Annotated in this window: 16 protein-coding genes, 1 rRNA gene and 1 pseudogene; 8 read left to right on the top strand and 10 right to left on the bottom strand. The window is 63.2% G+C overall.

Features of this window, described 5'->3' with window-relative positions:
- Positions 1-9 precede the first annotated feature (9 nt).
- Positions 10-125, top strand: a 5S ribosomal RNA gene (gene rrf / locus KGA89_RS25085).
- A gap of 117 nt (positions 126-242) precedes the next feature.
- Here the strand turns inward: rrf and KGA89_RS25080 are convergent.
- On the bottom strand, positions 243-644 hold the full coding sequence (locus tag KGA89_RS25080; RefSeq protein ID WP_013693948.1) for a lysozyme inhibitor LprI family protein: 402 nt from the start codon (positions 642-644) through the stop codon (positions 243-245).
- 142 nt (positions 645-786) lie between these two features.
- Here KGA89_RS25080 and KGA89_RS25075 point away from each other — a divergent pair, with 142 nt between their 5' ends.
- On the top strand, positions 787-1,245 hold the full coding sequence (locus KGA89_RS25075; protein WP_003204010.1) for an SRPBCC family protein: 459 nt from the start codon (positions 787-789) through the stop codon (positions 1,243-1,245).
- Positions 1,246-1,707: 462 nt separating this feature from the next.
- Here the strand turns inward: KGA89_RS25075 and KGA89_RS25070 are convergent, their stop codons facing one another.
- Positions 1,708-1,917, bottom strand: a complete 210-nt coding sequence (locus KGA89_RS25070) for a hypothetical protein (protein ID WP_223472781.1) — start codon at positions 1,915-1,917, stop codon at positions 1,708-1,710.
- Between the two features lie 178 nt (positions 1,918-2,095).
- Positions 2,096-3,043 (bottom strand): AraC family transcriptional regulator, encoded by a 948-nt coding sequence (locus KGA89_RS25065; RefSeq protein ID WP_223472780.1) that lies wholly within the window; start codon positions 3,041-3,043, stop codon positions 2,096-2,098.
- A gap of 202 nt (positions 3,044-3,245) precedes the next feature.
- Between KGA89_RS25065 and KGA89_RS25060 the strand changes: the two genes are divergently transcribed.
- Entirely contained in the window at positions 3,246-3,983 is a 738-nt protein-coding gene (locus KGA89_RS25060) for an SDR family oxidoreductase (RefSeq protein WP_223472779.1), read from the top strand.
- 29 nt (positions 3,984-4,012) lie between these two features.
- A complete protein-coding gene (locus KGA89_RS25055; protein ID WP_003203997.1) occupies positions 4,013-4,270 on the top strand; it encodes an Atu4866 domain-containing protein in 258 nt (85 codons plus the stop codon).
- Positions 4,271-4,409: 139 nt separating this feature from the next.
- On the opposite strand, the gene inhA is transcribed toward KGA89_RS25055, so the two are convergent.
- Positions 4,410-5,096: an isonitrile hydratase gene (gene inhA, locus KGA89_RS25050; protein WP_003203995.1), complete on the bottom strand. Its 687-nt coding sequence runs from the start codon at positions 5,094-5,096 to the stop codon at positions 4,410-4,412.
- A 99-nt stretch (positions 5,097-5,195) separates the two neighbouring features.
- On the opposite strand from inhA, the gene KGA89_RS25045 reads away from it, so the two are divergent.
- On the top strand, positions 5,196-6,188 hold the full coding sequence (locus KGA89_RS25045; protein ID WP_223472778.1) for a GlxA family transcriptional regulator: 993 nt from the start codon (positions 5,196-5,198) through the stop codon (positions 6,186-6,188).
- Here the strand turns inward: KGA89_RS25045 and KGA89_RS25040 are convergent.
- Together KGA89_RS25040 and KGA89_RS25035 are read right to left on the bottom strand one after the other, a co-directional pair.
- Complete coding sequence (locus tag KGA89_RS25040; protein ID WP_223472777.1) at positions 6,157-7,059, bottom strand: alpha/beta fold hydrolase; 903 nt, start codon at positions 7,057-7,059, stop codon at positions 6,157-6,159. The genes KGA89_RS25045 and KGA89_RS25040 overlap by 32 nt on opposite strands.
- Positions 7,060-7,087: 28 nt before the next feature.
- The gene (locus tag KGA89_RS25035) at positions 7,088-7,465 is read right to left on the bottom strand and encodes a hypothetical protein (RefSeq protein WP_013693946.1); all 378 of its coding nucleotides are present in this window, start codon (positions 7,463-7,465) and stop codon (positions 7,088-7,090) included.
- A gap of 268 nt (positions 7,466-7,733) precedes the next feature.
- Between KGA89_RS25035 and KGA89_RS30895 the strand changes: the two are divergent.
- Positions 7,734-7,832: pseudogene (locus KGA89_RS30895) on the top strand (DUF6124 family protein); the annotation flags it as partial.
- 190 nt (positions 7,833-8,022) lie between these two features.
- Here the strand turns inward: KGA89_RS30895 and KGA89_RS25025 are convergent.
- The 4 genes from KGA89_RS25025 to tam all read right to left on the bottom strand — a co-directional run bounded on the left by KGA89_RS25025 (position 8,023) and on the right by tam (position 12,877).
- Positions 8,023-9,846, bottom strand: a complete 1,824-nt coding sequence (locus KGA89_RS25025; protein ID WP_223472776.1) for a glycoside hydrolase family 15 protein — start codon at positions 9,844-9,846, stop codon at positions 8,023-8,025.
- Complete coding sequence (locus KGA89_RS25020; RefSeq protein WP_223472775.1) at positions 9,839-10,639, bottom strand: SDR family oxidoreductase; 801 nt, start codon at positions 10,637-10,639, stop codon at positions 9,839-9,841. The genes KGA89_RS25025 and KGA89_RS25020 overlap by 8 nt, the downstream gene beginning before the upstream one ends.
- Positions 10,640-10,881: 242 nt before the next feature.
- Positions 10,882-12,015, bottom strand: a complete 1,134-nt coding sequence (locus KGA89_RS25015) for a cupin-like domain-containing protein (protein WP_223472774.1) — start codon at positions 12,013-12,015, stop codon at positions 10,882-10,884.
- A gap of 91 nt (positions 12,016-12,106) precedes the next feature.
- Complete coding sequence (tam, locus tag KGA89_RS25010; protein ID WP_223472773.1) at positions 12,107-12,877, bottom strand: trans-aconitate 2-methyltransferase; 771 nt, start codon at positions 12,875-12,877, stop codon at positions 12,107-12,109.
- Positions 12,878-13,077: 200 nt separating this feature from the next.
- Here tam and KGA89_RS25005 point away from each other — a divergent pair, with 200 nt between their 5' ends.
- A complete protein-coding gene (locus tag KGA89_RS25005; RefSeq protein WP_003203977.1) occupies positions 13,078-13,812 on the top strand; it encodes a thioesterase II family protein in 735 nt (244 codons plus the stop codon).
- 238 nt (positions 13,813-14,050) lie between these two features.
- On the top strand, positions 14,051-24,138 hold a 10,088-nt coding region (locus KGA89_RS25000; protein WP_223472772.1), incomplete at its 3' end, for a non-ribosomal peptide synthetase.

Below are 24,138 nucleotides of genomic sequence, written 5' to 3'. Positions count from 1 at the left end.
CCCGAATTTCTTGACGACCATAGAGCATTGGAACCACCTGATCCCATCCCGAACTCAGCAGTGAAACGATGCATCGCCGATGGTAGTGTGGGGTTTCCCCATGTGAGAGTAGGTCATCGTCAAGATTAAATTCCGAAACCCCTATCTGCTGACGCAGGTAGGGGTTTTGTTTTTGCCTGAAATAAAAATCGTTGGCCAAAAAAGGATGACCTGTAGAGGTCGTCCTTTTTTGCATCCGGCCCTTAAGCCTCGGGTACAGGGCAGCTCAGATCCCCTTCCTTGCACTTGAGATAGTTCTTGAATGCCTCGACCCGGGCCTTAGTCTGGGTGGTGATGCAGTTGCTGTAGATCAGCGGGTAGACGCTACCGCCCTCGACCCCGGAGGCGGAGAAATTGCATTCGGCGTCACGGAAGCCTATCCAGGCACGCTGCGCCTTGACCAGCATCTGCTTGGCCTCCGGATTGTCCTTCAGGCGTGCCGTGATCTGCTTGTACAAGCTGTTCAGCTCGTTGTCGGCGGCCTTGTTTTCTTTGGCTGCACATTGGTTCATTTCGCCTTGAGTGGTGGCGTCGGCACAGTCGTCGGCCTGAGCAGCGGTGACGAAAAGCAGCGGCATCAGGGCCAGAAGCAAGCGCGGGGACATGTTTGGTCTCTCCTTGAGGAGGGTGAAAACGCCGGGTGAGTTTACATCGCTCCATAGAGTTTTAGAGAAGGTGATCCTGATACAACTTTCTGGTTGGCCTTGTGGTCTTACAAGCCTACTGTTGAAACACAGGAGGTGACTCATGCATTCATCCGACCGCATTGAAAGAAAGATCCTGCTCAAGGCTCCGCGCTCTCACGTCTGGCGAGCCCTGGCCAATGCCGAAGCTTTCGGCCAATGGTTCGGTGTCGCCCTTGAGGGGAAACGGTTTGTGGCAGGGGAGCGTACCCAGGGGCAAATCACTTATCCAGGTTACGAGCATCTCATCTGGGACGTAGCCGTGGAGCGGGTGGAGCCTGAGCGGGTGTTCTCGTTTCGCTGGCATCCTTACGCTGTCGAGCCGCAGGTGGATTACTCTCAAGAGTCCGAAACCCGGGTGCTATTCGAACTCGAAGACATGGATGGCGGTACCTTGCTCAAAGTCGTGGAGTCGGGTTTCAACAACATTCCCGAGGCTCGCCGGCTCAAGGCTTTTCGCATGGACAGCCGTGGCTGGGACGAGCAAATGGCCAATATTGAAGCCTTCCTGAGCAAGTCTTGATCGGGGGCTGCTGAGGGGCTAAGGGTTTTCGGAGGGGAGCGGTATAGCGAATGTCTTACACGAGATGGTAGCTATGTCGTCTATTTCGTTTTGGATCCGAGGCGTAATCTGGACTCATCCACTGAAGCACAGGAAGTGCTCAGGATCAGGGACGATCGACCTTGCAAGGAAAGCTATCGACAGGGAGTCGTAATGGTCTTGGAAAAACCCGCTTCGGCGGGTTTTTTTTCGCCCGCAAAAAATCCGGGAAGGTCCTATAGCGAAACGCTTACACGCCGTTGCTGCTTTCTCGTCTTTTTCCAAGATGCCGATGGGCCTAATCTATGTTCATCCACTGGGTACAGGGAGTGCTCGGGGTCATGGATGATTGGACCAGGCATGGAATGCCGGACAGGAAGTCAAATTGGTCCTCAAAAAACCCGCCTAGGCGGGTTTTTTTTCGTCTGTGAAAAAGTGGCCTGATCATGCCAACTGCCGGGTCATGGTGCGGTCGGAACCATCGGCAGCGAGAGCCTGGCCCCCAGGCGTCCGGTCCGCACCATCAGCGGCCACAGGCTGCTGGTAATCGCTAGCCTGGGTAAAGAAACGGTCCTGCTGCTGGCTCGGCAAGGCAAACGCACTGGCGCTCAGGGCGAAGGTGGTAACGGCGATCAAGGTATTGAGCGTTTTCATGGTAAAGACTCCGGTCATATCAAGGGTTGAGTGCCGGGTCGTTCAGATGTCGTGATCTGCTGAACCCGTTGCAGCGGCGATGGTTGTCTTGCTGCATGGGTTCAGATTAGGGGCGAGGCGGGGGCGGGCGTTAGACGGATACTGCCCTGGTTTTGCCTGATCCTGTTTGTGTGCAGGATCAGGCGCTACTGGCTTGCAGCGCCTGGGCGCGCAAACGAGCGATATCCTTGCTCGGGGAGGCGCCAAATAGACGGCTGTATTCACGGCTGAACTGCGAAGGGCTTTCATACCCCATCTTGTAGCCAATTGACGAAACGTCGCTGTTCTCCGCCAACAGCAACCGTCGGGCTTCCTGTAGGCGCAGTTGTTTCTGATATTGCAGCGGGCTCATGGCGGTCACGGCTTTGAAGCGGTGATGCAGCGCCGAAGGGCTGAGATTGATCATTTGTGCCAGGCTGTCGATGCTAAACGGTTCGGCGTAATGGGTATTGAGCCACTCGATGGCACGGCTGATGCGATGGGTCTGGGTGTCAGGAATGGCGATTTCGTGCAAGCGCTGGCCTTGGGCGCCACGCAGCAGTCGGTAGAAAATCTCCTGTTGGGCCAAAGGCGCGAGGGTGGCGATATCGTCCGGACTGTCCAACAGTCGCAGCAAGCGCAACACCGCGTCGAGCAATGGCGCATCGATACGGTCCAGGAACAACCCGCGTCCGGTTCTTTCGGCCGGCACGCCGATAGGGCTGGCGTCGGCCATCAGGCGGCAGATCTGTGCCGGGTCGATGTCGAGGCGGATGCACAAGTAGGGGCGTTCAGGACTGGCTTCAATCACCTGGCCGGCCAGCGGCAGGGTCACCGAGACGACCAGGTAATTGAGCGGGTCATACACGTAGCATTCGTCCGCCAGGCGCACTTCCTTGCGCCCCTCGATAATCACGCATAAACCAGGCTTGTGCACGGTGTGCAGGGCTTCGGTCGGCTGGTCGCTACGGATCAGGTGCAAGGCCTCGATGGCCGTAGGGTGGACGCCATATTCCGGCGCAAAGCGCTTCATCAGGCTCGCTAATTCGGTGCGGCGCTGGCTGACGCCGTCGTCTGGCGCGATGTGGATGGACGTGGATACCGACATGCCGATCAATCTCCCAGGCCAAATTGAGTGGACCGCGCTAGTAAAGCCGATTGCACGGCTGTCGGCCAGAGTCGGCTTTATCGCCACAGCATCGTGCAAGTGCGCAGGAGGATCCGGCTAACCCCGACCTCGGTCGGTTCCCTAATCTGGACCTGTCAAAACGCTCCCACCGGGGCCAACACATCCAGACGAGGAAACCATCATGTCAGATATTCAAAACAAAGTAGTGGTCATCACCGGCGCCAGCAGCGGGATTGGTGAAGCGGCGGCGCGGTTGCTCGCGGCTCGCGGTGCCCGTGTCGTGCTTGGCGCCCGGCGCATCGATCGTTTGCAAACGCTGGTGCAGGAACTCGAAACCGCCGGCCAGCAAGCGGTCTGCAAAGCGGTGGACGTGACCCGCCGCGACGATGTCCAGCACCTGATCGACTTTGCTGTCGAGCGGTTCGGTCGGGTCGACGTGATCATCAACAATGCCGGGGTCATGCCGCTCTCCAAGCTCGAGGCGCTGAAAGTCGAGGAGTGGGACCGCATGATCGACGTCAACATCCGTGGCGTGCTCCACGGCATCGCCGCCGGCTTGCCGCTGATGCAGCGCCAGCGCAGCGGCCAGTTCATCAACATCGCGTCCATCGGCGCCTACGCCGTCAGCCCGACTGCCGCCGTGTATTGCGCCACCAAGTTTGCCGTGCGGGCGATTTCCGAGGGCTTGCGCCAGGAAGTCGGGGGAGATGTGCGCGTGACGGTGATTTCCCCTGGCGTGACCGAATCGGAACTGGCCGAGAGCATTTCCGATGAAGGTGGACGTGCCGAAATGCGCGAGTTCCGCAGGATCTCCATTCCGGCCGAAGCCATCGCCCGGGCGATCGCCTACGCCATCGAACAACCGGCGGATGTGGACGTCAGCGAACTGATCGTGCGCCCCACCGCCAGCCCGTTTTGAACCGCGTTTTACCTGACAGGAGATGTCCCATGAGAAAGGCCTTTGGAGACCAGGACAAATTTGTCGGCCTGTGGGTGACGGCTGATGGCGTGATTCGCCATCGGCTGCTGCCGGGCGGACGCTATGACGAAGCGCGGGGTTTGCGTGAGAGTGCGTACCAGGGCGACTACTGGTTGCAGGACGACCATATCGAATACCACGACGACACCGGTTTCACCGCCGATGGGGATTTTCGTGAGGGGGTGCTGTATCACGCGGGGATGGTGTTGTATTGCCAGGAAGGGTGATGAATCCACGGGTGGCTGGGTGGGAGCAAGGCTTGCCCGCGATAGAGGCGATGCGGTCTTTTAGAAATCGAGGCGCCTGTTTCGCGAGCAAGCTTTGCTCCCACAGCACAGCACAGTCATGCCTGGTTGGGACTTAGCGTTACACCAGTTCCAACCGCGCCGCAGCACGTTGGGCGATCTGCGAGCGGACCCGGAACGATTCTGCGGTACGCCGGTGGGCTTCTTCCAGGACGCGCGTTGGTGCAGTGTCCGGGCTGCCGGCGTTGAACGGCGGGGCAGGGGCGTATTCGAGCTGCAGTTGGACCAGTTCGGCGGTGTCCTGGTCGAACAGTTCGGCGGCCAGGGTCAGGGCAAAATCGATCCCGGCCGTGATGCCGCCACCGGTGAGCAGGTTGCCATCGCGGACTACGCGATCCTTGACCGGTGTCGCGCCCAGGGTTTGCAGCAGGCTGTGATAGGCCCAATGGGTGGTGGCGCGCTTGCCTTGCAACAGACCCGCCGCACCGAGCACCAGCGAACCGGTGCACACGGACGTGATGTATTTCGCCTCGGCGGCCTGCCGCTTGATGAAGGCCAGCGTTTGCTCGTCTTCCATCAGAGGCCCGACGCCGGTCCCGCCGGGGACGCAGATCACGTCGAGCTTCGGGCAGTCCTCGAACGTGGTGGTGGGCAACAACACCAGCCCGGTGCTGGCAGTGACCGGCGCCAGGTCCTTCCAGATCAGGTGGACCTTCACGTCTGGCAACGAGGCCAGTACGTCATAAGGGCCGGTCAGGTCCAACTGCTGGACTTGGGGGAATAACAGCAAACCGATCTGCAGCGTCATGTCGCGTGCTCCTTTGGATGATGCCCGAGGGGTGGACGGTTTTACTTTAGATCCGTAGGCTCTGGCGTATACGCCAATAAACCCACGAATCACGCCAATATGCCCAATCCACCGAAAACCGTTCATGTGCTGGCCTTCGCCAACGTGCAAGTGCTGGATGTCACCGGGCCTTTGCAAGTGTTTGCCTCGGCCAACGACCTGGCTCGCCAGCAAGGCCTGCCGTTGCCCTACACGCCCACGGTCATCGCTGTGGGGGGCGGGGCGGTAATGTCCTCGGCAGGGTTGGCGCTGTTAGCCGAGCCGCTGCCGAGCGAAGGCAGCGACACGCTGTTGATCGCCGGTGGCTGGGGCGTGTACGAAGCGGCGAAGGATCCGGCGCTGGTGGCCTGGGTCAAAGAGCACGGCCTGCGTTCGCGAAGGGTGGCGTCGGTGTGCACCGGGGCGTTCCTGCTGGCCGCCAGCGGTTGGCTGGACGGGCGGCGCGTGGTGACGCACTGGACCCGCTGCGAACAACTGGCCGAGCAGCATCCGCAATTGCGGGTCGAACCCAACCCGATTTTCATCAACGATGGCCCGGTCTGGACCTCGGCCGGGGTCACGGCCGGCATCGACCTGGCCTTGGCGCTGGTGGAGGAGGACCTGGGCCGCGCGGTGGCGCTGGAGGTCGCCCGGCACCTGGTGGTGTTCCTCAAGCGTCCCGGCGGGCAATCGCAGTTCAGCGTGACGTTGTCGCTGCAAAAGCAAGGCAGTCGGTTTGATGACCTGCATGCCTGGATCGCCGAAAACCTCACCCGTGACCTGGGCCTGTCGAGCCTGGCCGCCAAGGTCGGCATGAGCGAACGCAGCTTTGTGCGGCACTACCGCGCCGACACCGGCCAGACTCCGGCGCGGGCGGTGGAGTTGATTCGCGTGGAAACCGCTCGCCGCTTGTTGTCCGACACCGCTGTGTCGATCAAGCGGGTGGCGGTGCAGTGTGGCTTCGGCAGTGAGGAAACCTTGCGCCGCAGCTTTTTGCGGGCCATGGGGGTGACGCCACAGGCCTATCGCGAGCGGTTCGCCGTCAGCCCTCAAGTAGTTCCAGCAATGCCTTGAGCGTGGCCTCGGGGGCTTCCTGTGGGATGTTGTGGCCGACACCGGCCAGCACGCGGCGCTCATAAAAACCTGTGAAGTGTTCGGCGTCTTCATCGTGTTCCGGCGCTGGCCCCACGCCGTCGTCGGCACCGCACAGGGAAATGCTCGGCACGCTGATGGCCGGTTGTGCCGCCAGCCGTTCCTCCATCCACTCCAGCGTCGGGTCGCCCGGCGCGTACATGAAGCGATGACGGTAGGAGTGGATCACCACGTCGACGAAGTCCGGGTTGTCGAACGACGCAGCACTGAGGGGATACAGTTCGGCGCCACGTTTCCAGGTCGGTGACCACAGGCGCCAGAGCAATTCACACAGTTCACGTCGGTTCCGGGTCAGGCCCTCGACACCCCGCGCCGTGTGGAAATAGTACTGGTACCACAGGCGATGTTCGGTTTCCGGGTCCAGCGGCTGCTTGGAACGTGGGATGTTCTGCAGGTTGTAGCCGTCGCCCGTCACCAGACAGCGAACTCGCTCGGGCCACAGCGCCGCGACGATACACGCCGCCCGACCGCCCCAATCGTAGCCGCACAGCGTCGCTTGAGGGATGGAGAGTACGTGCATCAGGTCCAGCAGGTCCTGGGCCAGTGCCGCTTGCTGGCCGGAGCGCAAGATGGCCGGATTGTTGAACCGGGTCGGGCCGTAGCCGCGCAGGTAGGGCACGATGACCCAGTATCCACGCTCGGCCAGGGCGGGCGCGACTTCATCGAAAGCCCTGGGATCGTAAGGAAAACCGTGCAGCAGGATGATGGGTTCGCCGCTGGCGGGACCGTGTTCTTCGTAGGCGATGCGTAACAGCGGCGTCACGGCGAAGTTGACCTTGGGATCGAGGTTCATGTTGGCCTCCGGCATTGCCCGATTGCGATCAGGCGGGTTCCTGGTTCACGTATTTGGCCCGATCCGGCGTAAACGTCACGATCATGTTCGTGCTGGAACAGGTGAGGGTGCGCTCCTGGGTCAGGTCGATGTCCAGGTCTTCACCGCGCAGGCCCTGCCATTGGGCGAGGTACTTGAGGCAGCCGAATTTTTCGTTTTTCTTCAGGCTGCGGCTGACGCCACCTTTCCAGCCCAGCACAGGCAATTCACCGGCCAGGCAGCGTTGCGCCAGTTCGGGAAACTTCACCCCGCGGTCGCGGCCGATTTCCCAGCATTTGATCAGGCCCCGGTCCTGGCCCTCCCAGAGGTCTTCGCGGGTCAGGCCTGTTCGGGGTGGGGTGGTGATGGGGCGTTTGATATGGGTCATGTCAGATCCTTGAGTCGGGTTTTTATCGGGCAGCTCCGCTGCACCCGTGAGAGCATCGATCTTAGGAGGGGTTTGGGGGGCTGGCAACTTCTTAACGGGGCGTGGTGATAAATGGGGCCGTAGGAGTTGTGTAGGAGCTGTCGAGTGCAACGAGGCTGCGATCTTTCCCCAGCCCCTTGAGTCTCAAGTGAAAGATCAAAAGATCGCAGCCTTCGGCAGCTCCTACAGGGGGCAGCCCAGCGGGATAAATTCCCTCATCACACTGGTGCGGCATGTTGCGCTGGGGATTCAGCAGTTGATCGAGCTGGCCAAGTTGTTGGCCAATCGTGCGCTGGATGACCTCGAACTGGCTGAGTCGACACAATAGCCAGTACACCATGATCGTTCCCACGCTCTGCGTGGGAATGCATCCCGTGACGCTCTGCGTCACCCTCCAGAGCGGAACGCGGAGCGTCCCTGGCGGCGTTCCCACGTGGGAGCGTGGGAACGATCACAAACCCAGCGGGAGCAAGCTCCCTCGCCACAGGGACTGTGCTCAGTCTGAAGGGCAGCCCGGTTCACGGCTGCCAATGAGTTTTCTCCCCGCTCAACTTGCGATCCAGGAAGCTCGCCGCGCTGATCAGCGCCAGGAGGGTCAGGGCTTGGGGAGTGTTGCCCAGGTGGTAGCCGTGGCTGTCGAATTCTTCGGCGTACAGCCCCAGCGGGTTGGCGTAGCGCAGCAGTTGTTCGAATTCCAGCTGGGCTTTTTCCACGCGGCCGGCGCGGGCCAGGCATTCGACGTACCAGAATGAGCAGGCCGCGAATGAGCCTTCGATGCCGCTGAGGCCGTCGATGGGGCTATCGTCGTTGCGGTAGCGATAGACCATGCCGTCGCGCACCAGGTTTTTTTCGATGGCGTCGAGCGTCGAGAGCCAGCGCGGGTCGCGGGCGCTGACGAAGCGCACCAGCGGCATCAACAGCATCGAGCCGTCCAGGGCGGTGCTGCCCAGGCGCTGGATGAAGTGCTGGTGTTCGTCGTTCCAGAAGTTTGTCCAGATGTCCTGGTAGATGGCCTGGCGCGTCTCGTCCCAGCGGGCGAACGGGGCGGGCAGGGAGCGTTTTTCGGCCAGGCGGATGGCGCGATCCACGGCGACCCAGCACATCAGTCGCGAATGCAGGAAATGCTGTTTGTCGCCGCGCATTTCCCAGATCCCCACATCCTTGTCCTGCCAGACCTTGCACACTTGGTCGACCACGTCGACGGTGTGTTTCCAGCCTTGATGGGAGATGGCTTCGCCGTATTTGTTGACCAGGTACACCGCGTCCATCAGCTCGCCGAAAATGTCCAACTGCACCTGTTTGTAGGCCAGGTTGCCGATGCGTACCGGTCGGGCGTTGCCGAAGCCACTCAGGTGCGGCAGCTCGGTTTCGGGCAGTTCCAGCCTGCCGTCCAGGCCGTAGAGGATGTTGAGTTTGATCGGCTGGTCACGGCAGTCGCTGACCCGGCCACGCAGCCAGCGCATGTAGGCGTTGGCTTCTTCGACGAAGCCCAGGCGCATGAACGCGTAGACGGTGAACGAGGCGTCGCGGATCCAGGTGTAGCGGTAATCCCAGTTGCGCTCGCCGCCGCGGGTTTCCGGCAGGCCGAAGGTGGCGGCGGCGAGGATGGCGCCGTGTTTGCGCGAGGTCAGCAGCTTCAGCGCCAGGGCCGAACGGTTGACCGTTTCCCGCCAGCGTCCCCGGTAGGTGGACTGAGCGATCCAGCCGCGCCAGAACGCCAGGGTGCGTTCCAGGCAGATCGCGCTGACATCGTCCTGAAGGCGCGGATCGTCAATGCCACCCAGCAGGAACTCGGCGCTCTGGCCCTGCGTCAGGGTGAACTCGGCCACCGCCGCATTGCCGTCCAGCGTCATGGGCTGATCGGAGCATAAGCGCAGGCTCGGTTGTCCCGGCGCCTCGAAACAGATGTGGGCAGCGTCCTGGCGCGCCGTGGTGGCGGCCCGGGCGTAGTCATGCCGCACGGCGCAGCGCATGCGAAACGTCGCGCTGCCGACGGTCATGTGCACCTTGCGCATCAGCACCGGTAAATCATCCTCGCTGTCACCGATGGGCAGCAGGTCGGTGACTTCCACCACGGCGCCGTCGCTCAGCCAGCGGGTTTGCAGCACGTTGGTGTCGGGCAGGTAGATCTGCTGGCGACGGGCATTCGGCAGGTCCGGGGCCAGTTGGAAAATCCCCGCTTCGGGCGTATCCAGCAGCGAACAGAAGATCGATGGGCTGTCGAATTCCGGCCAGCAGAAAAAATCGACGCTGCCTCGGTCGTTGATCAGCGCGGCGCTGCGCATGTCGCCGATGATGCCGTGGTTCTCGATGGGGCTTTGCGGTTCGTCATGATCAGCCATTGCCGCGAAACCCCGGATAAAGGCTCATCCCGCCATCGATGAACAGCGTGGTGCCCACCACATAATCGGACAAGTCCGAGGCCAGCCAGACCACCGCGTTGGCGACGTCCTCCACATCGCCGACGCGACCGAAAGGAATCAGCTCCAGCAGTTTCTGTCCCTGCTCGCCCTCGGTGGCATCCTGGTTGATGGCCGTGCGGATGGCGCCGGGGGCGATGCTGTTGATGCGGATGCGCTGGTGGCTGGTTTCCTGGGCCAGACTCTGCATCAGCAGATCGACCCCGCCCTTGGACGCAGCGTAATTGGCGTGGCCCGCCCAGGGAATGCGCTGGTGCACCGAACTCATGTGAATGATCTTGCCAGCGGCCCGGGACACGCCCCGGCGAATGCCCTGGCGGGTGAAAATTCGCAGCGCGGCGCGAGCACAGAGGAACTGGCCGGTGAGGTTGGTGCCGATCACGGTGTTCCAGTCTTCCAGGGTCATGTCGACGGTGGCGGCGTCTTTTTGCAGGCCGGAGTTGGCGACCAGGATGTCCAGCGCGCCAAACGCTTCGAGGGTCTGGGCGAACAGCCGTTCGACGTCCGGCTCCTTCGACACATCGGCCCCGACGGCGATGGCGCGGCCGCCGGTGGCGTTGATTTCACGGGCCAGCGCTTCGGCCGGGCCGGCGCTGGAGTGGTAGTTGAGTACCACCGCGGCACCCGCATCTGCCAACGCCCTGGCCGCGCCTGCGCCAATGCCGGAGCTGGCGCCGGTGACCAGGGCAACCTGTCGGGCGAGGGATATCTGCATGGTCTAGCACCTTGAATTGAGGGCCTTACCTGCTGACTGGCGTGAGGCGTGCAGAGTTCATTTGGGTGAAGCGGTCTTCATATTCCAGATTCAAACACAAACCTGTGGCAAGGGGACTGTGGGAGCATAGCTTGCTCGCGAAACAGGCGACTCGATTTCTGAAAGACCGCATTGCCTTCGTCGCGGGCAAGCCTTGCTCCCACAATTACCCCGCCACAAAGAATGTTGCTTCAGACCGGCTGTTACCAACCCCGACCCGAATTCACCCAGAAATTCACCGACAACGACGTAGACACCGACTCCACCTGATGGAACCAACCTTCCGGCAAAAACAGCAAATCCCCAGCCTCCAATGTCACGCGCATGAAGGTCACGTCGCGGGCGTGGGGGAAGCGTTGGTAGTCCGGCGCGTCCGGGTTGAAATCACAGCCGTCCAACCCGCCTTGGGGCGCAGTGGACCAGGTGCCCAGGGCTTCGCGGTGGTGAGGCGCGGCGAGGGTGAAGGTTTTCTGGCCCCAGACCTGGGCGAACAGGTTGTCGGTGTCGTCGCGATGCAGCGGCGTCAGGGTGCCCTTGGGGCCGATCCAGATGCGCGGTGGGATGAACAGTGAGGCGTCGAAGTAGGGCGGGTACTTGATCTGCTCCATCAGTTGCGCCGGCAGGATGTTGTTGCCCATGTAGGCCGGTGGTTCGCCGTCGGCGCCCTTGGTCGCCGGGCTGTCGAGGGAGGCGATGAAGTCGGCCATGGACGTGGAGCGGAAATCCCGCTCGGTGGAGAAGGTCTTCTTCACGTAGTCGCCGTGGCGGGTGATGCCTTGCAGCTCGGCAAAATGCACCAGGGATTCTTCGCGGCTGAGCTTGAACAATGGCCAGTCCTGCAAGGCATCGCTGATGACCAGCGGAATGCCGTGGGGCAGATAGCGCGCTTGAAACTCCTGTACCGACAGCTCGCTGCGGGGACGACGCTCCACCCTGCGTTGGGTCGGCAGGCTGGCGGTGAGTTTTTCGCTGAAGCGCGACGGGGTGGGGTAGCGCTTGTTCATGTCGACCTTTTCCACCACGCCACCGCCATGTCGGGCATGGTCGATGATCTGCGGCAGCAGCGTCGCCAGGCCCATGTTGCCGCCAATCTTCAGGCGCCCGCTGGCGAACAGTTCCTCGACATTGGCCAGGCCCGCCATGATCCCGAGGAAGTCCTTTTCCGCCACCTCGATGGTGACGTCGGGGCTGCTGTGGCGGCCGGCCTGGGTGCGACTGCTGGCCTTGACCTCGGACCAGTAGGCCTGGTGCGGGCCGAACACGAATTGGAAGACGCCTTCGATACCTACGGCGCCGGCATTGGCGAACAGCTTGCCCAGGATGGTTTGCAGGTCCACGGCGGTCACTCTTGCGGGTTTTTGGTCTTAGCAGGTAACGAGGGCCTGGAGCAGAAATTTAGGCCCCGTCGCCGCGTCATCGACCGTCGCCCTAGCGCGTCGCGACCATGAACACCCGGGGAAACGGCAGCAGCACCGTTCCATCCTCCAGGGTGGGATAAGCCTGTTCGATCGCCTTGAGGTACTGCGCCAGATACTGCTCGCGTTGCGTCTCATCCAGCGGGTCGAGAAACGGCCGCAAGCCGCTGCCCTTGAACCATTCCACCACGCCTGCGGCGCCACCGGCCAGGGGGTGATGGTAGGTGGTGCGCCACACATCGACGCGGCTGCAGTGGGGTTTGAGGATCGCGTAATAGGTGCTGGCGTCCTCCACCTCGGTCCGAGAATCAGCCGCCCCGGCCAGTTGGCTGGCCCAAGGCCCGCTTGCTGCGATTTCCCGCATCAGGCGGTGGGAGGGCTGGTGCAGGGTGTCGGGCATCTGGATCGCCAGGCTGCCACCGGGGGCGAGTTTGCCCACCAGCGAGGGCAGCAGGGTGGCGTGGTCGGGCAGCCATTGCAGCACGGCGTTGGCGAAGATCACGTCGAACGGCCCGGGTTCATCCCATTGGCCGATGTCGGCGGTGTCGAACGCCACGGCGGGCAGGCGTTTGCGTGCGGCGTCGACCATGTCGCTGGAACTGTCCAGGCCGCGCACCGTGGCGCTGTTGAAATGTTCCACCAGCAGCTCGGTGGAATTGCCCGGGCCGCAACCCAGGTCGATCACCGAGCCGGCCTGGGTGGGAGGAATGGCGGCGAGCAGGTCTCGGGACGGACGGGTGCGTTCCTGTTCGAAGGCGACGTATTGCTTGGCGGACCAGCCCATGGCGTTCTCCTGTGTGGTGCAGTGTTCGAGGTATCGCCAGTATAAGGTCGGGTGGGAAGATGAACCGCGTTATCGTTCATCGCGGGCAAGCCTTGCTCCCACAAGGTGCTGTCATCTCGTAGCGAACGTCACGGTTTTGACTAAATCGGTGGGTTACGATTTCGTTATCTTCTTTACACGACCGATCGGAGAAAACCGCAGTGACCCAACTGACCCTGCTGTGCCTGCCTTATTCCGGCGCCAGCGCGATGGTGTACAGCCGCTGGCGGCGCAAGTTGCCGCAATGGCTGCACGTGCAGCCGGTGGAACTGCCGGGGCGCGGGGCGCGCTTCGACGAGCCGCTGCACACCGACATGGGGCTGTTGGCGATGCAACTGGCGCGGGAATTGTCCGCGACGCTCCAGGCCCCTTACGCCTTGTTCGGTCACAGCCTGGGCGCGCTGCTGGCCTGCGAGATCGGCCATGCCCTGCGTGAGCTCGGCTGCCCGGAACCGGTGGCGCTGTTTGCGTCCGGCACCGCAGCGCCGACGATGCGCGCCGACTATGACCGCGGTTTCGCCGAGCCGAAAACCGACGCTGAACTGATCGAGCAACTGCGCACCCTCAACGGCACCAGCGAAGAGATATTGGCCAATGAAGAGCTGATGGCCCTGACCTTGCCGGTCCTGCGGGCCGACTTCCTGCTGTGCGGACGTTTCCAGCCGCGGCTGCGACCACCGCTCAACTGCCCGGTGCATGTGCTCGGCGGCACCACCGACAAGGCCACCACGGAGCAACTGATTGGCTGGCGCCAGGAAACCACGGGCAGCTTTTCGGTGGACATGCTGGCCGGTGGGCACTTCTTCATTCATGAGCACGAGGCCAAGGTGCTGCGGCTGATCAAGGATCAGTTGAGCGTGCATCATAGGCGGCATGGGTTGGCCATCAGCGCCTGATCCACTGAGCCCGTGACGATCGTTCCCACGTTCCTGCGTGGGAATGCCGCCCCGGACGCTCTGCGTCCTCTGTGTGACGCAGAGCGTCACCGGATGCGTTCCCACGCAGAGCGTGGGAACGATCAGAACCTCTCTTCCTGACACAAATTCTCAAACGCTAATTTTTCCGGTCTGCATTCGTTTTATAGGGACGACTTGCCTTTGTGCCTTGTGCCCACTGATTCCGGATATCCCAGAAATGAATGCTGAAGACGCCTTGAAACTTGCTCGCCGGTTTATCGGGTTGCCCCTGGAAAAGCGCCGGATGTTCCTGGTCGCGCTGGACAAGGAGGGCGTGGAGTTCAGCGGTTTTCCCATCCCCCAGGGCGTCGAGGACGAGGATCGCCAGGCCTTGTCCTATGCCCAGCAGCGCATGTGGTTTCTCTGGCAACTGGAGCCGGGCAGTGGCGCCTACAACCTGCCGGGAGCGGTGCGGCTCAAGGGCGCGTTGAGCCTGCCGGCGCTGGAGCAAGCTTTCGCCAGCCTGGTGGCCCGGCATGAAACCCTGCGCACGGTGTTCCAGCGCCAGGCCGACGACAGCCTCCTGCAAGTGCCCTCCAGCACGGCACTGGCGATCGGGCGCAAGGACTTCAGTGCCTTGCCGGCTGCCGAACGCGAGCAGGCGGTGCGCCGGGCCGCCGAAGCACAATCGATGCGGCCCTTCGACTTGTCCAGCGGCCCTTTGCTGCGGGTCGAATTGCTCACGCTCGATGAACAGGAACATGTGCTGCTGCTGACCTTGCACCACATCGTCTCCGATGGCTGGTCGATGAATGTGCTGATCGACGAGTTCATCCGCTGCTACGACGCCCATGAAGCGGGCGTGGCGCCGCAACTGGCCGACTTGCCGATCCAGTACAGCGACTATGCCCTGTGGCAGCGGCGCTGGCTGGAGGCCGGTGAGCAGGCGCGTCAACTGGCGTATTGGCAGGCGCAACTGGGCGATGAACACCCCGTGCTGGAACTGCCCATCGATCACCCGCGCCCGGCGATGCCCAGCTATCGCGGCACGCGTTTTGAATTTGCCGTGGAGCCGGCGCTAGCTGAGCAACTGCGCACCACCGCCCAGCAGCACAACATCACCCTGTTCATGCTCCTGCTCGGCGCGTTCAACGTACTGTTGCATCGCTACACTGGCCACACCGATATCCGCGTCGGCGTGCCCATCGCCAACCGCAACCGCGCGGAAACCGAAGGGCTGATCGGTTTCTTCGTCAACACCCAGGTATTGCGCACCGAGCTCGGCGGCCAGACCCGTGTCGATGAGTTGTTGCGCACGGTCAAGGAAGCGGCCCTCGGCGCCCAGGCCCATCAGGACCTGCCGTTCGAACGGTTGGTGGAAGCCCTGAAACTGGAGCGCAGCCTCAGCCACACGCCGCTGTTCCAGGTGATGTACAACCACCAGCCGCAAGTGGCCGACATCGCCAGTATTCGCACGGCCTCGGGGCTGGAGTTGTCGATGCTGGAATGGCAGAGCCGCACCACGCAGTTCGACCTGACCCTCGACACCTGGGAAAAGGCCGGCAAGCTGCACGCGGCGCTGACCTATGCCAACGATCTGTTCGACGCCGCCACGGTCGAGCGCATGGCCCGGCACTGGACGCGACTGCTGCAAGGCATGGTTGCCGACAGCCGCGCGCTCGTCGCTGAGTTGCCGTTGCTTGAAGCTGATGAGTACCAACGCCTGATCCATGACTGGAACCCTGTGGACGCGCTGTTCGACCAAGGGCTGTGCATCCACCAGATGATTGCTCGTCAAGTTGAAGCCATGCCAGATGCCTTGGCGGTGACCTTCGCCAACACCCAACTGAGCTACAGCGAGCTCGACGGTCGCGCCAATCGCCTGGCCCATAAACTCATCGAACTGGGTGTAGGCCCGGAAGTGCGCGTCGGCGTGGCGATGCCGCGCTCCGAACACCTGCTGATCGCTTTGCTGGCAGTGCTCAAGGCCGGTGGCGCCTACGTGCCGCTGGACCCGGATTACCCGGTTGAGCGCGTGGCCTACATGCTCGACGACAGTTGTGCGCGGGTGTTGCTGACTGAGCAAGCGGTGGCGGCGACGCTGAGTGTGCCGGCTGAAACCGAAGTACTGATGCTCGACCAGCTCGATCTTTCACGCTATCCATTGAGCGCACCGCACAGCAGCGTCACGCCAGACAACCTCGCCTACGTCATCTACACCTCCGGCTCCACCGGCAAGCCCAAGGGCGTGGCAATTGCCCATCGCAACGTGCTGGCGCTGATCGACTGGTCCAAATCCGTCTACAGCCGCGATGACATCCAGGGTGTACTCGCCTCCACGTCGGTGTGCTTCGATCTGTCGGTGTGGGAGTTGTTCGTGACCCTGGCCAACGGCGGTTCGCTGATCATCGCGCGCAATGCCCTGGAATTGCCGCAACTGCCGGCCCGGGATCAGGTGCGGCTGATCAACACCGTGCCCTCGGCGATTGCCGCGTTGCTACGCAGCGATGAGATCCCGGCCAGTGTGCGCATCATCAACCTGGCTGGAGAGCCACTGAAGCAAAGCCTGGTCGACAGTCTGTACGCAGATGCCAACTGTGGGAGCGAGCTTGCTCGCGATAGTGGTGGGTCAATCAATGATCGGCTAACTGAAAGGGCGCCATCGCGAGCAAGCTCGCTCCCACAAGGGATAGCGCATGTCTACGACCTCTACGGTCCATCCGAGGACACCACCTATTCCACCTGGACCCGCCGCACCGCCGGCGGCACGGCGAACATCGGCCGGCCCCTGAAGCACACCGCCAGCTACCTGCTCGACGCCGACCTGCAACCAGTGCCCCAAGGCGTCTCGGCGGAGCTGTACCTGAGCGGCGCGGGCATCACCCGTGGTTACCTCGGCCGCGCGGCGATGACCGCCGAAAAATACGTGCCCAACCCGTTCTCCACAACCGGCGAACGCCTGTACCGCACCGGTGACCTGACCCGTTATCAGGCCAACGGCAATTTGCAGTACGTCGGCCGTATCGACCATCAGGTAAAGATCCGCGGCTTCCGTATCGAACTGGGGGAAATCGAAGCGCGGCTGCTGCAACAACCCAAGGTGCGCGAACTGGCGGTGCTGGCCCAGGACGGCGAACACGGCCAGCAACTGGTGGCCTTCATCGTCCCGAGCGACGCCACGGTGCTGACCCAGGTCGAGGCCCAGGTGCAAGTGCGCGAAACCCTCAAGGCCGCGCTGCGCGAACACCTGCCGGATTACATGGTGCCGGCCTACCTGGTGTTCCTCGAGCAACTGCCGCTGACCCCCAACGGCAAACTCGACCGCAAGGCATTGCCGGCCATTGATGGCAGCGAGCAGCAACGCGAATTTGTCGCGCCCAGCAGTCCGCTGGAAAAAGCCCTCGCGGCGATCTGGCAGGACGTGCTGAACCTCGACAGCATCGGCCTGGAAGACAACTTCTTCGAGCTGGGCGGCGACTCCATCGTCTCCATGCAAGTGGTCAGCCGTGCGCGGCAGGCCGGGATCGTGCTCAATCCCAAATCGCTGTTTCAACACCAGACCCTGCGCAGCCTGGCACTGGTAGCGCGCCAGGGTGACAGTCATGGGATCGATCAGGGCCTGGCGCGCGGCGCGGTGCCGTTGACGCCGGTGCAGCATTGGTTCTTCGAGCGCGACATTCCCGAGCGGCAACACTGGAACCAGTCGCTGTTGCTGGTGCCTGGCGAGCGCCTCGACGTCGTGGCATTGGGATCGGCCCTGGCCCGTTTGACTGAGCACCACGACAGCCTGCGCCTGCGCTTTATCCAAGTGAACGGAGAGTGGCAGCAAGCCTATGCCGAGCCGTCGGCGGTCAGCCTGTTGTGGCAGCGCCAGGCGACGTCGGTGGAACAGCTCAACGCCTTGTGCGACGACGCCCAGCGCAGCCTCGACCTGGAAGACGGGCCGCTGCTGCGGGCCTTGCTGGTGGACATGGCCGATGGCAGCCAGCGCGTGCTGCTGGCGATTCATCACTTGGTGGTGGACGGTGTTTCGTGGCGTGTTTTGCTGGACGATCTGCAACAGTTCTACAGCCAATTGCAGGCCGGTCAGGCGATCCAGGTACCGGCCAAAACCAGCGCTTATGGGCAATGGGCCGCGCACCTGCACGGGCATCTCGATGGCTTCATGGACAGCCTCGATTACTGGCGCGCCCAGGGCAATGCGCCAGCGGGCAACGGCTTGCCGTGTGATTACCCCGAGCGGCTGCTGGAGGCCCGTGACGAGCGCAAGGTCCAGGTGCGCCTGGACGCCGAACAGACCCGTCAACTGCTGCAGCAGGCGCCGAAGGCCTATCGCACCCAGGTCAACGACCTGCTGCTGACCGCGCTGGCCCGTACGATCTGCCGCTGGACCGGCCAGGGCAGCACGCTGATCCAACTCGAAGGCCATGGCCGCGAAGACCTGTTCGATGGCGTTGACTTGACCCGTACCGTCGGTTGGTTCACCAGCCTGTTCCCGGTCAGCCTCAGCCCGGCGCCGGCGTTGAGTGCCTCGGTCAAGGCCATCAAGGAACAACTGCGCGCCGTCCCGGACAAGGGCCTGGGCTACGGCGTGCTGCGCTACCTGGGCAAACCTGAAGTGCGTGCCGAACTGGCGGCCTTGCCGGCACCGCGTATCACCTTCAACTACCTGGGCCAGTTCGACCGGCAGTTCGACGACGGCGCGCTGTTCGTGCCGTCCAGCGAAGGCAGTGGCGCGGCGCAACATGCCCGGGCGCCGCTGGCGAACTGGTTGACGGTGGAAGGCCAGGTCTACGGCGGTGAGCTGTCCCTGAACTGGGGTTTCAGCGAGCGGATGTTCAAGCACCAGACCATCGAGACACTGGCCGCTGACTACCTCGCCGAACTGGGTGCGTTGATCGAACACTGCTGCGCGCTGGAAGCGCCGCAGGCCACGCCATCGGACTTTCCCCTGGCACGCATCAGCCAGGCACAACTCGACAGCCTGCCGGTGCCCGCCGGGCAGTTGGACGACCTTTATCCACTGTCACAGATGCAGCAGGGCTTGCTGTTCCACACTTTGTACGAGCAGGCGGCGGGGGAGTACATCAACCAGTTGCGGGTGGACGTCCAGGGCATCGATGCCCAGCGCTTCGCTGACGCCTGGCAGGCCACCCTCGACGCCCACGAAATCTTGCGCAGCGGCTTTGTCTGGCAGGGCGATCTTGAGCAGCCGTTGCAGATCGTCCGTCGACAAGTCGAGTTGCCGTTCACGGCCCTCGATTGGCGCGGGCGCGATCACCTCGCCGAGGCCTTGAATGAGCGCGCCGAGGCCGAGCGCCGCCAGGGCTTCGATCTGACCCAGGCGCCATTGCTGCGCCTGGTGCTGGTGCAGACCGAGGCCGAGCGCTGGCACCTGATCTACACCCATCACCACATCCTGATGGACGGCTGGAGCAACGCCCAACTGCTCGGCGAAGTCCTGCAGCGCTACAGCGGTCGCTTGCCCAAGGCCAATGTCGGGCGTTATCGCGACTACATCGCCTGGCTGCAACGCCAGGACGCTCAACTGAGCGAGACGTTCTGGACCGACCAGTTGGCAGCCCTGCAAGAGCCAACACGGTTGGCGCGCGTCATATCCGTCGGCGAAATCCACAGCGGCCACGGCGACCATTTCCAGACCCTCGACGCTTCTCGCACCCAGGCCCTGGAACAATTCGCCCGCCAACAGAAAGTCACCCTCAACACCTTGGTGCAAGCGGCGTGGCTGTTGCTGCTGCAACGCTACACCGGCCATGACAGCGTCGCCTTCGGTGCCACCGTGGCTGGGCGTCCGGCGGATCTGCCGGGCATCGAGCAACAGGTTGGCCTGTTCATCAACACCTTGCCGGTGATCGCCGCGCCGCGTCCGGACCAGTCGGTCGGTGCCTGGCTGCAAGCCGTGCAGGCGCAGAACCTCAGCTTGCGGGAATTCGAGCACACGCCATTGGCGGACATCCAGCGCTGGGCCGGGCAGGGCGGCGAGGCGCTGTTCGACAACATCCTGGTGTTCGAGAACTACCCGATTGCCCAGGCCCTGGCAGAAGGTGCCGGGCAGGGCGCGGTGTTTGGCGAAGTCACTCACCTGGAGCAAACCCATTACCCGTTGAGCGTGGCCGTGACCCTCGGCCAGACCCTGGCGCTGCACTACAGTTTTGACCGGGCACATTTCAGCCCTGCGGCCATCGAAGGCATCAGCGCGCATCTGTTGCAGCTGTTGGAACGCTTCGCCGAGTCGGCGGTGCGCAACCTGGGGCAAATCGCCCTGGTCAGCGCCGAGGAACAGGCCCGGCAACAGGCCGCCAACCTTGCGCAGCCGTACCCGACCGACATCGCCGTGCATCAGCGCATCGCCCATCTGGCGGCGCAAAAGCCCCAGGCTACGGCGGTGATCTTCGACGGCCAGCGTTTCAGCTATGGCGACATCGACCGGCGCGCCAACCAGTTGGCCCACGCCTTGATTGCCCGTGGCGTGGGGCCGGAAACCCGCGTTGGTGTGGCCCTGCCGCGCAGCGAAGGGGTGATCGTCGCGCTGCTGGCAGTGCTCAAGGCTGGCGCGGCCTATGTGCCGCTGGACACCAGTTACCCACGCGAACGCCTGGCGTACCTGATGGAAGATTCCGGGCTGGCGCTGTTGCTCACCGACTCCCGAGTGTCGGCGCAGTTGCCCCTGGCAGGCGCCGCCCAGTTGCTGGAACTCGATCGCCTGGACCTGAGCCTGCAACCGAGCAACGCCCCAGCCGTGCGTATCGATCCGCAGAACCTGGCCTATGTCATCTACACCTCCGGTTCCACCGGCAACCCCAAAGGTGTCAGCGTGGCCCATGGTCCGCTGGCGATGCACTGCCAGGCCATCGGCGAGCGCTACGAGATGCGCGACAGTGATTGCGAATTCCATTTCATGTCGTTCGCCTTCGACGGTGCCCATGAACGCTGGCTCACCAGCCTGACCCACGGTGCTTCGCTGCTGATTCGCGACGACAGCCTGTGGACCCCGGAACAGACCTACAACGCGATGCGCGAGCACGGCGTGACGGTAGTGGCGTTCCCGCCGGTGTACCTGCAACAACTGGCCGAGCACGCCGAGCGCGAGGGCAACCCGCCGAAGGTGCGCATCTACTGCTTCGGCGGCGATGCGGTGCCCAACGCCAGCTTCGAACGGGTCAAGCGCGCCCTCGATCCGGACTTCATCATCAACGGCTATGGCCCGACCGAAACCGTGGTCACCCCATTGATCTGGAAAGCCGGTCGTGACGTGACCTGTGGCGCCGCCTATGCACCCATCGGCAGCCGCATCGGCGACCGCAGCGCCTACGTGCTCGACGCCGACTTGAACCTGCTGCCCCAGGGCATGGCCGGCGAACTGTACCTGGGTGGCACCGGGCTGGCGCGGGGTTACCTGAAGCGTCCGGGCCTGACCGCCGAGCGCTTTGTCGCCGACCCGTTCAGCTGCAGCGGCGGCTTGCTCTACCGCACCGGCGACCTGGTGCGCCAACGCGCCGATGGCACTTTCGATTACCTGGACCGTATCGACAACCAGGTGAAGATCCGCGGCTTCCGCATCGAACTGGGTGAAGTCGAAGCCAGCCTGCAAGCCCTGGACAGCGTGCGTGAATCGGTGGTGGTGGCCCAGGAAGGCGCCGCTGGCAGCGGCAAGCGCCTGGTCGCCTATGTGGTGGCCGATGAACCGGTGCGGGAGGGTTTCGCCGAGCACCTGCGTGGACAACTCAAGGCGACGTTGCCGGCGCACATGGTCCCGGCCTACTTGCTAGTGCTCGAACGCCTGCCGCTGACCCCCAACGGCAAGCTCGACCGCAAGAACCTGCCCAAGCCTGACGTCAGTCAATTGCAGCAAACCTACATGGCGCCGCGCAGCACGCTGGAACAGCAACTGGTGTCGATCTGGCAGGATGTGCTCAAGCTCGCGCAAGTGGGCCTGCGGGACAATTTCTTCGAACTGGGCGGTGACTCCATCGTCTCGATCCAGGTGGTCAGCCGTGCACGTCAGGCCGGCATCCATTTCACCCCCAAGGACTTGTTCCAGCACCAGACCATCGAGGCGCTGGCGGCGGTGGCACGTCTGGGCGAAACCACCCAAGCCGTCGATCAAGGGCCGGTCACCGGTGAGTTAGCGCTGTTGCCGGTACAACGGCTGTTCTTCGAACAGGCGATCGCGCAGCGTCAGCATTGGAACCAGGCGGTGATGCTCAAGCCGACACAAGGACTCGATGCGCGGGTGCTGGAGCACGCCTTGAACGCGCTGGTGGTGCATCACGATGGCCTGCGTTTGAGCTTTACCGACGCTGGCGAGGGTTGGCAGGCACGTTACCGTTCGCCAGCCAGCCACGGCGAAGACCTGCTCTGGTTGGCGGACGTGCCAGATGCCCAGGCCCTGGCAAACCTTGCCAACGCAGCGCAACGCAGCCTGGACCTGCAAGACGGGCCGCTGCTGCGCGCGGTATTGGCGACGCTGGCCGATGGCAGCCAGCGGCTGTTGCTGGTGATTCACCACCTGGTGGTGGACGGCGTGTCGTGGCGGATTCTGTTCGAGGATCTGCAAAGCGCCTACCGTCAGTTGTCCAGCGACCAGGCCTTGCAGTTGCCGCCCAAAACCACTTCGGCACGGGCCTGGGCCGAGCACCTGCAAGGCTATGCCGGCAGCGCGCCGTTGCAGGAAGAGCTGGCGTACTGGCAGGCGCAGCTCGATGGCGTCGATGGGCGGTTGCCGATGGACAATCCACAGGGAGGCCAGCAGAACCGTCTCGCGCTGACCGTGCGCAGCCGACTCGATGCGTCACTGACTCGCCAGTTGCTGCAAGATGCGCCCAAGGCCTATCGCACCCAGGTCAATGACCTGCTGCTCACCGCATTGGCCCGGGTCATGGTGCGCTGGACCGGCGTCGACAGCGCGCTGATCCAGCTCGAAGGCCATGGCCGTGAAGCCTTGTTCGAAGACGTGGACCTGACCCGCACCGTCGGTTGGTTCACCAGCCTGTACCCGGCCAGGCTCACGCCGGTGGCGGACCTGGGGCATTCCCTCAAGCAGATCAAGGAACAACTGCGGGCGATTCCGAACAAGGGCCTGGGCTTTGGGGTCCTGGCCCATCTGGGCGATGACGCGGTGCGGGGGACTTTGGCGCGCCTGCCGACACCGTGCCTGACGTTCAACTACCTGGGCCAGTTCGACGCCAGTTTCAATGAGGCCGACGGCGCCTTGTTCGTGCCGGCCAGCGAGTCGGCCGGCGATGAGCTGAACGCCGAGGCGCCGCTGTCCAATGTCCTGGCCCTGAACGGGCAGGTGTTCGGCGGCGAGCTGAACCTGGGTTGGACCTTCAGCCGCGAGGTGTTCAACGAAGCCACCGTCCAGGCCCTGGCCGACGATTACGCCCGTGAGCTGCAAGGGCTGATCGAGCATTGCTGTGACGACGGGCATTGCGCTGTGACGCCGTCGGACTTCCCCCTGGCGAGCCTGGACCAGCAGCAACTGGATGGGCTGCCGGTGGCGACGGCGCAGATCGCCGACCTGTATCCGCTGTCGCCGATGCAGCAGGGGATGTTGTTCCATGCGGTCTACGGTGACGTCAGCGGCGATTACATCAACCAACTGCGCCTGGACGTCGAGGGGCTGGATCCGGAACGCTTCCGCCAGGCTTGGCAGGCAACGGTGGACGCCCATGACATCCTGCGCACGCGGTTCGTCTGGCAGGGGGATTTGCCGGGGCCGGTGCAGGTGGTCAGTAAACACCTGGCGCTGCCTTACAGCTTGCATGACCTGCGGGCCGATCCACAGCGCGATCAGAGCTTGCAGGCCCTGGCCGATGGCGAACGCCAGCAACTGCACCTGGGTGCGCCGGCCCTGTTGCGACTGGTGATCGTGCGCCTCGACGAGCAGCGCTACCACCTGATCTACACCCACCATCACATCCTGATGGACGGCTGGAGCAACTCGCAGTTGCTCGGCGAAGTGCTGCAACGCTACAGCGGCCAACCTGTCGTCGCATCGGGCAGCCGCTACCGGGACTACATCGCCTGGCTGCAACACCAGGATGCCGCGGCCAGCGAGGCATTCTGGACGCCTGTGCTGCAACGCTTGGAGGCCCCGACGCGGCTGGCCGATGTCATTGCACCACCGGCCCAGGCCAGCGCCGGTTATGGCGACCATGTGCAGGTCCTGGACGAAGCGCTGACCCGACGCCTGGAAGCCTTCGCCCGTGCCTCGAAAGTCACCGTCAACACGCTGGTGCAGGCCGCGTGGCTGCTGCTGTTGCAGCGTTACACCGGCAAAGACACCGTGGCTTTTGGCGCGAC

Source organism: Pseudomonas sp. A-RE-22 (assembly GCF_019956035.1).
Taxonomy (GTDB): Bacteria; Pseudomonadota; Gammaproteobacteria; order Pseudomonadales; family Pseudomonadaceae; genus Aquipseudomonas; species Aquipseudomonas brassicacearum.
This window is presented reverse-complemented; position numbering and strand designations above follow the sequence as displayed.